Annotated in this window: 9 protein-coding genes; 5 read left to right on the top strand and 4 right to left on the bottom strand. The window is 65.3% G+C overall.

Translation table 11 applies throughout. The features are described from left to right. Positions 1-136: 136 nt before the first annotated feature. The 3 genes from LC490_RS06765 to LC490_RS06755 all read right to left on the bottom strand — a co-directional run bounded on the left by LC490_RS06765 (position 137) and on the right by LC490_RS06755 (position 4,324). Positions 137-2,380, bottom strand: coding sequence for a reprolysin-like metallopeptidase (locus LC490_RS06765; protein WP_223619690.1), 2,244 nt, complete (start codon positions 2,378-2,380; stop codon positions 137-139). 264 nt (positions 2,381-2,644) lie between these two features. Next, entirely contained in the window at positions 2,645-3,277 is a 633-nt protein-coding gene (locus LC490_RS06760) for a CoA transferase subunit B (protein ID WP_223619689.1), read from the bottom strand. A gap of 309 nt (positions 3,278-3,586) precedes the next feature. Next, positions 3,587-4,324, bottom strand: coding sequence for a CoA transferase subunit A (locus tag LC490_RS06755; protein ID WP_223619688.1), 738 nt, complete (start codon positions 4,322-4,324; stop codon positions 3,587-3,589). A 117-nt stretch (positions 4,325-4,441) separates the two neighbouring features. Between LC490_RS06755 and LC490_RS06750 the strand changes: the two genes are divergently transcribed. Continuing rightward, on the top strand, positions 4,442-5,353 hold the full coding sequence (locus tag LC490_RS06750; RefSeq protein ID WP_223619687.1) for a hypothetical protein: 912 nt from the start codon (positions 4,442-4,444) through the stop codon (positions 5,351-5,353). Positions 5,354-5,462: 109 nt separating this feature from the next. Here LC490_RS06750 and LC490_RS06745 read toward each other — a convergent pair whose 3' ends face one another. After that, positions 5,463-6,875 carry a mannose-1-phosphate guanylyltransferase/mannose-6-phosphate isomerase gene (locus LC490_RS06745; RefSeq protein ID WP_223619686.1) on the bottom strand — a complete coding sequence of 471 codons (1,413 nt, stop codon included), beginning with the start codon at positions 6,873-6,875 and terminating at the stop codon, positions 5,463-5,465. Positions 6,876-7,057: 182 nt separating this feature from the next. Between LC490_RS06745 and LC490_RS06740 the strand changes: the two genes are divergently transcribed. From LC490_RS06740 to LC490_RS06725, 4 genes are all read left to right on the top strand, one after another. Then, on the top strand, positions 7,058-7,903 hold the full coding sequence (locus tag LC490_RS06740; protein WP_223619685.1) for a D-hexose-6-phosphate mutarotase: 846 nt from the start codon (positions 7,058-7,060) through the stop codon (positions 7,901-7,903). 351 nt (positions 7,904-8,254) lie between these two features. Continuing rightward, positions 8,255-9,001, top strand: coding sequence for an electron transfer flavoprotein subunit beta/FixA family protein (locus LC490_RS06735; protein WP_031371516.1), 747 nt, complete (start codon positions 8,255-8,257; stop codon positions 8,999-9,001). Next, a complete protein-coding gene (locus LC490_RS06730; RefSeq protein ID WP_223619684.1) occupies positions 9,001-9,942 on the top strand; it encodes an electron transfer flavoprotein subunit alpha/FixB family protein in 942 nt (313 codons plus the stop codon). The genes LC490_RS06735 and LC490_RS06730 overlap by 1 nt, the downstream gene beginning before the upstream one ends. Before the next feature lie 87 nt (positions 9,943-10,029). Next, on the top strand, positions 10,030-11,175 hold the full coding sequence (locus LC490_RS06725) for an acyltransferase (RefSeq protein ID WP_223619683.1): 1,146 nt from the start codon (positions 10,030-10,032) through the stop codon (positions 11,173-11,175). Positions 11,176-11,177: the final 2 nt, after the last annotated feature.

Here is an 11,177-nt window from a genome sequence, read left to right as displayed (position 1 = left end):
TGTGCGGCCCCCCTGGGTGCACCAATGGTGCCATGCGTCACGGATTGACTTCAATCTGTGCCAGGTTGCACATAAACAAAATACGAAGGCCGCCCTGCGGCGGCCTTCGAGAACCCTGTTGCGCTTGCGGGCGGGCTCAGCGCCGCATCTGCCAACCGGCCGGATAAGCATTGCTGTAGCGCTGACTGCTCCCGGTCAAATCGATATTGACCTTGAGCTGCGCCGCCGCATTCCAGATCAGGTCGGCGCGCCCATCTCCGTTGACGTCGCGCGCGGCGAAGAAGGCTTCGCCAGCCCGCCCTGCCACAGCGGGATTAGCGACGATCGACGCTCCGTTCATGACCCAATAGCTCAGCACGTTCTGTCCTGGATTGAGCCAGACCATATCGTCGCGACCGTCGCCGTTGATGTCCGCGCTGTCGACATAGCTCCAACCCGCGGGGCGTGCGCCGACGCTCTGACCGGCGAAATAATTGCCCCTACTGAAGTACAGGCTGGTCTGCGCATCGTCGGCATAGACCACATCGGAGCGGCCGTCTCCATCGAAGTCGCCGACGCCCAGGATCTGGAACCACGACGGCATGGGCGCGTCCCATTTGGACGCAACCTGATTGGCCTGCATCAGCCAAACCCGCAGGCGGCTGCCGGCGAGCGAGCGCCAAATCAGATCGTGCCGTCCATCGCCGTTGACGTCGCCGCTTCCGACCAGCGTCATATCCGGCTCGAACCCGCCGACCACTTGTTGCGTGTAGCCACCGCCCGAACTGAGCCAGAGTACGAGGAACCGCTCAGCCTCGTTCTTCCACAGCACATCGCCGCGGCCGTCGCCGTTGAAGTCGCCGACGGCCCCGACATCGTAGGTAGAGACCATGTCGAAGCCGGCCGCGCTCGCGAAGCCTTGCAAAGCATCGGACGAACCGGCCAGCCAATGCGCGAACTGATGCGCGGAAGCATTGCGCCACAGCAAGTCGGCCCAGCCATCCCCGTTGACGTCGCCGCGGACCACCCGCTGCGGCACGGCGGTCGCCCGGAACGTCGCGATGATGGGCATGGTCTGGTTGAGGGTCTGCGCCGTATCGGCCTGGCCGCCGACGCCGCACGCGAAACCGCCGCAGCTGGTGATGCGCGGATTCGAGAAGACCCGATAAGAGGTCTGGCCTGGATCGCCGTACGCCATGATGTCGTAGAAATTGCCGCTGCCGGCGCCGGCCTTGTAGCCGAACGAATATGCGTAAGCGCCGTACTGCAGGCTGCCGCCCGAGGAGGCCGTCGCGCGATCGTGCTGCGCGCCCATGTTGTGGCCCAACTCGTGCGCGAAGGTTTCGTCGCGGCAGAAATAGGTCGTGCCGCCATCGTTCTGGCGCCCGTCGCTGACGACCGAATAGCCGTTGGGCGCCGATGAGGTGGTGATCGGCTGCTGGCCGCCGCCGAGCAGCCAGGCGATGCCGCAACCGTCCTGCGCAGTGCGGTCGTACTTGCGCACGAACGAGACCAGATCGGCGCCGTACTGGTCGCGCGCCGCACGCAATGCATTGAAGGCCGGATCGACCGGCGTCGTGCGCGTGCCGGTCAATTTTTCCAGTGCGCTGCCGTTGTCGGAATTGTCCGCATAGTTGACTTGCATGGCATGGACCATGCGGATGCGCGAAGCGATCTGGCTGTTGACGTAGGCCTGGTTGGTGACTTCGACCAGATAATTGAGCCGAGTCACGGCCTGGGACGCACCGCCCAGGCCAGTCGCGAAGCCGTTGCTGTAGCCGACCAGGACATCGACCAGGAGTTGGCCGTCGGCCGCGGTCGCCGCAGCGCCGATCGAAGCGCTGGCCGGCGCGACGCTCGAAGCGTTCGCCGCCGCGCTCGGTATCAGATAGTCGTCGGCATGATCGGGGCCGATCGAATTTTCGAGCAGCGCCAGCTTCGCCGGATCGGTCTCGATCAACCAGGACTTGCCGTCGCGCAAGGTCAACTTCAGCGCGGGCTTGCCGGGCTGGGCGATGCTGCCGAACACGGCGCGTTCGCCGAAAGTGATGATGGCCTCCTGCGCGAGGCCGCCGCGATCGATGCGCCCGACCCAGGTCCAGTCGCCGCTCGGATGTTCGACATGGCGCTCGTAACGGAAGTCGAGTTTTTCGCCCGAGGGCGCGGTGATGCGCAGATGACCGCCGACGGTCGCGGCGAGCGCGTGTTGTTCACTCAGTTCGACGCGATGCCAGGTATAGGCGCCTTCGGAGATGGCCGGTTGCCTGGATGGGTAAGCGGCCAGGTCGCCGCGATCGGGCAGGCGCGCGAATCCGGCGGCGGCGATGCGACGCGTCGCAAGCCGCACCGATAACGGATCTGCGAATGGAGTCGGCGCCGAACGCATTGCCGGAGCGGACATCGCCGCTCCGCTCGCAAGCCTTTGAGCCACTGAGGAAGAACCGGAGTCGGATGACGTGCAGCCGACCGCAAGCAGGACCAGCATCCCCAGAAAAGCCAAATTGCGCATAGCGACCAGCCAAGTAAAAGCAGCGCCGCATCCTGCATCCGCGGCGCAGATACTTCAATGGCCGCAAAAAACACATGCACCATCAATTGAGAACTACGTCTCAATTTTCCGGAGAGCTTGCTTTTGCCAACGCTCGCGACGCCGCAGTTACGCTATTCAGGCGGCCAGCAAAGGCACGCCGGTCTTACTACGCAGTTCGTCTTCGTTCACGCCCGGCGCGGTCTCGACCAGCACCAGACCGCGCTCGGTGACGTCCATCACCGCAAGCTCGGTGATGATCCGATTGACCACGCCCAGGCCGGTCAGCGGCAGCGTGCATTCGGACAGGATCTTGTGCTCGCCGTTCTTGGCGCTGTGCTCCATCAGCACGACCACGCGCTTGACGCCGGCGACCAGATCCATCGCGCCGCCCATGCCCTTGACCATCTTGCCGGGCACCATCCAGTTGGCCAGGTCGCCCTTGTCGGTGACCTGCATCGCGCCGAGGATCGCCAGATCGATATGACCGCCGCGGATCATCGCGAAGCTGTCGTGGCTGCCGAAATAGCTCGCGCCCTGGCGCGCGGTCACGGTCTGCTTGCCGGCGTTGATGAGGTCGGCGTCGATCTCGCTTTCGGTCGGGAACGGACCGATGCCGAGCAGGCCGTTCTCGGACTGCAGCCACACGTCCATGCCGGCGGGAATGAAGTTGGCGACCAGCGTCGGCAGGCCGATGCCGAGGTTGACGTAGGCGCCATCGGTGAGTTCCTGCGCGGCGCGCTGCGCCATTTCATCGCGGGACCAAGACATTGGTAATTCTTCCTGTATAGGTGGACGCAATTGAAGTGCCGACGGAGAAAGTCGGTTTACGACGACAGGCTCCGGAAGCTTTTCCCGTATAGCTGGATGTATCGAATCGACTACGGAGAAAATCGGTCTGCGACGATCGGCTCCGAGAGTTTTTTCCTTTTAGCTGGACGCATCGAAATCGACGAAGCAGAAAACCGGCGACGCCGATCCGCTCCGACTCGAGAAAACCGGCGTGCGAGCCGCAGCGACCGCTCCAACCTAAGCGCATCGATCGCAAGGACGCGCATAAGATCAGGACGGCCCGCCCGCTCACCCAGCCCGCACCGTCCGCTGCTCGATGCGCTTCTCCGGGGTCGCATTGACGACGATCCGGTCGACGTAGATACCCGGCAGGTGCACGTGATCGGGATCGATCGCGCCGACTTCGACCAGTTCCTCGACTTCGGCAATGCAGACCTTGCCGGCCATCGCGCAGGCCGGGTTGAAGTTGCGCGCGGTCTTGCGGAACACCAGGTTGCCGGCCTTGTCGGCCTTCCACGCCTTGACCAGCGACACGTCGGCCTTGAGTGCGGTTTCCATGACGTAATGGTGGCCGTCGAACTCGCGCGTCTCCTTGCCGTCGGCCACCACGGTGCCGTAGCCGGTGCGGGTGAAGAAGGCCGGGATGCCGGCGCCGCCGGCACGCAGGCGCTCGGCCAGGGTGCCCTGCGGATTGAATTCGAGTTCGAGTTCGCCGGACAGGAACTGGCGCTCGAATTCTTTGTTCTCGCCGACGTAGGACGAGATCATTTTCTTGATCTGGCGCGTTTCCAGCAGCAGGCCCAGGCCGAAACCGTCGACGCCGGCGTTGTTGGAGATCGCGGTGATGCCCTTGACGCCGCTGTCGCGCAGCGCGCCGATCAGGGCCTCGGGAATGCCGCACAGGCCGAAGCCGCCGACGGCCAGGGTCTGCCCGTCCGCCACCACGTCGTGCAGGGCTTGTTTCGCACTGGGGTACAGCTTGCTCTTCGCGGCGCCGGTGGGCGTCGCGGCGATGGCCTCGGCCATGGGACAACTCCTTTGCGGGATGGGCGCAGTTTAGCCTGCGTCCGGGTCCGGACGTAGCGGACTTTCGGGCAATACCGCGACAATGCCTCGATCGTGTGCCGACGCTAGACTTGCGACATGAGCCGACTCGCCCTGGTCACCGCCATCGCCGCCGCCGGGCAGGACGACGACCTGTCGCCCCTGCTTCGAGCCTGTACCGCACGCGGCATCGCCGCCGAGATCCGCGCCTGGGACGATCCCAGCGTGGCCTGGGCACGATACGACGCCGTATTGCTGCGCTCGCCGTGGGACTACACCGAGCGCCTCGACGAATTCCTGGCCTGGTGCGAACGCGTCGACGCCCACACGCGCCTGCTCAATCCCTGGCCGGTGGTGCGCTGGAATACCGACAAGCATTATCTGGCCGACCTCGCCGCGCGCGGCGTGCCGGTGGTGCCGAGCGCGTTCGTCGAACCCGACATGGATGCGCTGCCGGCCCTTCAGGAGTTTCTCGCCGCCCATCCGGACGCCGACGAATTCGTGGTCAAGCCCGCGATCAGCGCCGGCTCGCGCGACACCCAGCGTTATGCGCGCGCGCAGGAATTCGCCGCGGCCAATCACCTCGCGCGCCTGCTCGACGAGGGCCGCAGCGCGATGCTGCAGCCCTATCTGGTCTCGGTCGATCGCGACGGCGAGACCGCGCTGATGCATTTCAACGGCGTGTTCAGTCACGCCATCCGCAAAGGCGCGATGCTGCAACGCGAGGATGCCTTGAACCTGCGCGCGGTCGAACGCATCACCACGCGCGAGGCCGGCGACGACGAACGCAGGGTCGCCCTGCATGCGCTGACCGCGATGACGGCGCGGCTCGATCTCGAAGAGCCGTTGCCGTACGCCCGCGTCGACCTGATCCGCGACGGCGAAGGCCGGCCGCAGTTGCTGGAGCTGGAGTTGTGCGAACCCTCGCTGTTTTTCGCTCACGCACAAGGCAGCGCCGAGCGTTTCGCCGAAGTGCTGGCCGAGCTGCTGGCGACGATGCAGGTCGATTGAGCCGCTCGCGCCCGCACAGGCGGGCGTCGGCACGCCCTCGCCTCGGCGGGGCCATAAAGAAAAAACCGGCCTCGCGGCCGGTTTTTCGTGCGCGGACGCGACGGACCGCTTACGAACGTCCGTACACGTCCTCGAGACGGACGATGTCGTCTTCGCCCAGATACGCGCCCGACTGCACCTCGATCAACTCTACCGGCTCGATGCCGTTGTTGCGCAGGCGATGGACGCTACCCAGCGGGATGTAGGTGCTCTGGTTCTCGTGCAAGTCGAATACCTTGTCGTCGCAGGTCACTTCGGCCACGCCGGACACCACGATCCAGTGCTCGGCACGCTTGCGATGCTTCTGCAGGCTCAGGGCCGCGCCCGGCTTGACCACGATGCGCTTGACCTGGAAACGCGGCCCCACATCGATCGAATCGTAATAACCCCAAGGCCGGTAGACCTTGCGATGAAACAGATGCTCCTGGCGCCCGGCCTTTTTAAGGCGATCGACGATGGTCTTGACGTCCTGAACCCGGTCCTTGCGCGCGACCAGGGTCGCGTCGGGCGTATCCACGATGACCAGGTCCTCGACCCCGATCGTGGCGATCAGGCGCCGTTCCGAGGCACGCACCAGGCTGTCGCGCGTATCCAGGGAGATCACGTCGCCTTCGTAACGGTTGCCGTCTTCGTCGCGCTCGGCCACCGACCACAACGACGACCAGGAACCGATGTCGCTCCAGCCGCAACTGACCGGCACCACCGCGGCGCGATCGGTCTTCTCCATGACCGCGTAGTCGATCGAATCGCTGGGGCTGGCGGCGAACTCGTCCTTGCCGACGCGGATGAAATCCAGATCGCTTTGCGCCGCCGCATGAGCCGCGGTCGCCGCGGCATGGATCTGCGGCGCATAACGCGCGAGTTCCTGGAGATAGCGCTCGGCCTTGAACAGGAACATGCCCGAGTTCCACGAATACGTGCCCTCGGCCAGATAAGTTTGCGCCGTCGCCAGGGCCGGCTTCTCGACGAAGCGGGCGACTCGGTAGCCGTCCTCGCCGAGGGCCTCGCCGCGGGCGATGTAGCCGTAGCCGGTTTCCGGATAGTCCGGCTGGATACCGAAGGTGACCAGCCAGCCCTGCTCGGCCAATACGGCCGCACGCTCCACCGCGGCCCGGAAGGCCGATTCGTCCTCGATCAGGTGATCGGCCGGCAGCACCAGCATCACTGCGTCGGGGTACTGGGCGAGCAAATGCAAGGCGGCCAACGCGATGGCCGGCGCGGTGTTGCGGGCGCTGGGTTCGAGCAGGATGCCGCCGCTGCCCACACCGATCCCCTGCAATTGCTCGCCGACCATGAAGCGGTGCCCCTCGGCGCAGACGGTCACCGGCAGACCCGCTTGCGGCAGGGCGCAAGCGCGCAGCACCGTTTCCTGGAACAGCGAACGATCGCCGATCAGCGACAGGAATTGCTTAGGCTGGTTCTCGCGCGACAACGGCCACAGGCGCGAACCACTGCCGCCGCTCAATACGACAGGATGCAGCATCCCGGCTCCGAAAGACTGGGGATGGGCAAGAATAGCCCGGCCGGGCAGCCGGAGGCTTCATGTATCGTGACTGCATGGCCAGTCGGCACGCCGGGCCACGGCTTTAGAATCCTCCCAAACGGCATGCGGGACACGCCGTCGGCGCGCCGACGACGGGCCCCAACCCAACCAAGGACAGGCTCGTGGCTTCCGACTCGAACGGCACCGCCCCCAACGCCCTTCGCCTCCAGGCGCCGGGAGGAGGCGAAATCCAGGCCACCGCGTTCGGTGCCCATGCCCTGTCCTGGCACTGCCGTGGACAGGAACGCCTCTACCTGAGCCCGCGCGCGAGCTTCGGTGCCGGCAAGGCGATCCGCGGCGGCGTCCCGGTGATCTTTCCGCAATTCGGCGAACGCGGCGATGGACCGCGCCACGGCTTCGCGCGAACGTTGGACTGGCAAGTGCTGGATACCACCGGCTCGAAACTGCCGCGACTGGCGTTTCGCCTGAGCGACAGCGAACAGACCCGAATTCGCTGGCCGCATCGCTTTGAAGCCGTGTTGTCGCTGGAACCGGGCGAGAACCGGCTGCGAATCGCTCTGAATGTGCACAATTCGGACAGCACCGCCTTCCAATTCACCGCCGCGCTGCACACCTACCTGCGTGTGGCCGATGTAGCCGGAACGCTCGTGCACGGACTCGAACGGTCGCCGTTCCTGGATTGCGTGCGCGGCAACGAGCCTCAGCCGGCCGCCGACGCGCCGGTACGCTTCGAGGGCGAAGTCGACCGTATCTACGCCGACACCGTCGGCACCGTGCGCGTCACCGATGGCGTGGATCTGTTGCGCATAGAAGCCGAAGGCTTCGCCGACACGGTGATATGGAATCCCGGGGCCGAATTGGCCGCCGGCATGGGCGACCTGGGTGCCGGCGAGTACGGCCGCTTCGTCTGCATCGAAGCGGCGCAGGTACTCAAACCCGTCCACCTGGACCCGGGCGCCAGTTGGAGCGGCGCTCAGATTCTGACCGTCGAGGATCCGGTGACGTAGCCGGAAAGCAGCGAATTCCACCTAAGGCGCGCCTGGAGCCCAGCTTCGGCAATAGCCCCCAGGTCGCGGTTGGTAACGCAGCGGCACGGCACATTCATACCTGCAGCGCCCTCAGATCGGCACCCGTCGCGATGGCGCCTGATCGAACCTTACGGCTGCAAGCCCCAAAGCCCGGCGTCCAGCCGGATACGTCGCAAATCCCACCATACGGGGTGGCGCTGGCGCTGCAGGTCGTGGAGGGTTCAGGTGCCAGGCCGAGCTGGCCTCGACCTGCGTACGTGGGCCGTCTCAGCTAGAATTGGGGGCTCTCGGCCGCTCCTGGCCCAGCACCCCACAAGGAATCCCCGCACGATGAAGATCCTCGTCGGTTACAAGCGCGTGGTGGACTACAACGTCCGCATTCAGGTCAAGCCGGATGGCTCCGGCGTGGTCACCGACGGCGTCAAGCTGTCGGCCAATCCCTTCGACGAAATCGCCCTGGAAGAAGCCCTGCGCCTGCGCGACAAGGGCATCGCCACCGAGGTCGTGGTCGCGACGATCGCCCCGGCCGACGCCCAGGCGCACCTGCGCAACGGCCTGGCCATGGGCGCCAATCGCGCCGTGCACGTGGTCTCGGACCAGCCGATCCAGCCGCTGACCGCCGCGCGCGCCCTGCTCAAGCTGATCGAGAAGGAACAGCCGGACATCGTCATCCTCGGCAAGCAGGCCATCGACGACGACGCCAACCAGACCGGCCAGATGCTGGCCACGCTGTGGGGCCGCCCGCAGGCGACCTTCGCCTCCAAGCTCGAAGTCGAAGGCGGCAAGGCCACGGTGACGCGCGAAGTCGACGCCGGCCTGGAAACGCTGGAAATCGACCTGCCGGCGGTGGTCACCACCGACTTGCGCCTCAACGAGCCGCGCTTCATCAAGTTGCCCGACATCATGAAGGCCAAGAGCAAGCCGCTGGAGACCATCGCCTTCGCCGATCTCGGCGTCGACACCGGCGACACGCTTAAGACCACCCATTACGCACCGCCGCCGAAGCGCAGCAAGGGCGTGATGGTCAAGGACGCGGCCGAACTGGTCGCCGCACTCAAGGCTAAGGGGCTGCTGTAATGAGCAAAGTTCTGATCGTCGCCGAACATCTCAACGGCAAGCTCAACGCGTCGACCGCCAAGTGCGTGTCGGCCGCGCAGGCGCTGAAGCCGGACTCCATCGACATCGTCGTGCTCGCCGCCGACCCGGCCGCGGTCGCCGCCGAAGCCGCGCAGATCGCCGGCGTCGCCAAGGTGCTGACCATCGCCAACGCCGCCAACGCCAACGCGATCGCGCAGGTGCTCGCGCCGCAGGTCGCCGCGTTGGCCAAGGGCTACAGCCACGTGTTCGGCCCCAACACCACCTTCGGCAAGGACCTCATGCCCTGCGTCGCCGCCCTGCTCGGCGTCGCCCAGGTCTCCGACGTCATGGCCGTCGAAGGCAGCCACACCTTCAAGCGTCCGATCTACGCCGGCAACGCCATCGTCACCGTCGAAGCGCCCGCCGACCACACCGTGGTCGCCACCGTGCGTACCGCGTCCTGGCCGGAAGCGGCGAAGGGCGGCAGCGCCGCGGTCGAAGCCGCCTCGGTCGAGGCGAGCCTGCCGAGCCACACCCGCTACGTCGGCCTGGCCGCCGGCAAGTCCGACCGTCCCGACCTGCAGAGCGCCAAGCGCGTCGTCTCCGGCGGCCGCGGCGTGGGTTCGGCGGACAACTTCAAGATCATCTACGACTTCGCCGACAAGCTCGGCGCCGCCGTGGGCGCTTCGCGCGCCGCGGTCGACGCCGGCTACGTGCCCAACGAGATGCAGGTCGGCCAGACCGGCAAGATCATCTCGCCGGAACTCTACGTCGCCGTCGGCATCAGCGGTGCGATCCAGCACCTGACCGGCATCAAGGACGCCGGCACCATCGTCGCGATCAACAAGGACGGCGAAGCGCCGATCTTCGAGATCGCCGACATCGGCCTCGTAGGGGATTTGTTCACACTTCTTCCGCAACTATCCGCCGAACTGAACTGAGTTCACTGCGCATGCCAGTGTGCTTTGGCCGGGCATTTCACCCGGCCTTCACGGCAAATTTTCCGCAGTGAGAGTTTTCCCGCATTCTTGTTTCACAGTGCGGTGTCTCTAACGGCCCCCATCGAGAAATCGACGCTCGATGGGTTCGCCTCACATCCAAACGGCATCCGAGACGCAAGCATGGGGCGAGTCAACAATTTTGATGCAGTGCGATTGTTGGCCGCTGCGGCCGTCATTTTCGGACATGCGCATCCCCTGACCAATACGCCCAGCCCGGCGCTGCTCGGCAATTCGGTGCAGGCGCTGGCGGTGAAGATCTTCTTCGTCATCAGCGGCTATCTGATCTTCACCAGTTGGACCCTGGAGCCGGTGCTGACGCGCTACATGCGCAAGCGCTCGCTGCGCATCTTCCCGGCGCTGATCGCGATCATCCTGTTCAGCGCCTTCGTCGTCGGCCCGGCGCTGACTGCGCTGCCGCTGGCCGAGTACGCCGCCAACGGCCGGATGCTGCACTACCTCAAGAACATTTTCCTGTATCCGGTCTACGACCTACCCGGCGTATTCGCGGACAACGCGTATCCGGTTGCGGTGAACGGCTCGCTGTGGAGCCTGCCGGTCGAATTCGCGATGTATCTCACCCTGCCGCTGGTCTGCGTCATCGGCGCCCGCCTGCGCCTGAAATGGCTCCTCGGCGGGTTCGCGCTCGCTCTTTGCGCCGCCAGCATCTATTACGTGCGTTTGGCCCCGCCCGCGGCGCATCCGGTCTTCTACGGTAGCGACCTGATCAGCGCGCTCGATGTGGCCCCCTACTTCATGATCGGCGCCTTCATCGCCCAGGCCAAACTCGAGAAATACCTCGAGCCCAGTCTGGCCCTGTTCCTGATCGGCGTGGTCGCCTTGGTTCCACCCAGCTCGGCCTGGGCCGGCGAGATCGTCCTGTACGCGGTACTACCGATATCCGTGCTTTCACTCAGCCTTGCAGCTCACCCGGTACTTTCCAAAGCCGGCCGCTACGGCGATTTTTCCTACGGTTTATACCTGTACGGCTTCCTGGTCCAGCAAATCGTCAACCATCTGGCCGGCAACAAGCTTAGCGCGCTCGAGAATGCGCTCGTCAGCTTGCCCATCGCCCTGGCCTGCGCGGCGCTGTCGTGGCACTACATCGAGAAGCCGATGCTCGCGCTGAAAAACAAGAAACCCGTAGCGGCACTCGTTCCCAGAACTTCGGAGTAAGC

Source organism: Lysobacter sp. ESA13C (genome assembly GCF_019970005.1).
Classification (GTDB): Bacteria; Pseudomonadota; Gammaproteobacteria; order Xanthomonadales; family Xanthomonadaceae; genus Lysobacter; species Lysobacter antibioticus_B.
Note: the sequence above shows the minus strand (reverse complement) of the source record. Positions and strands in the feature narration are given on the sequence as shown.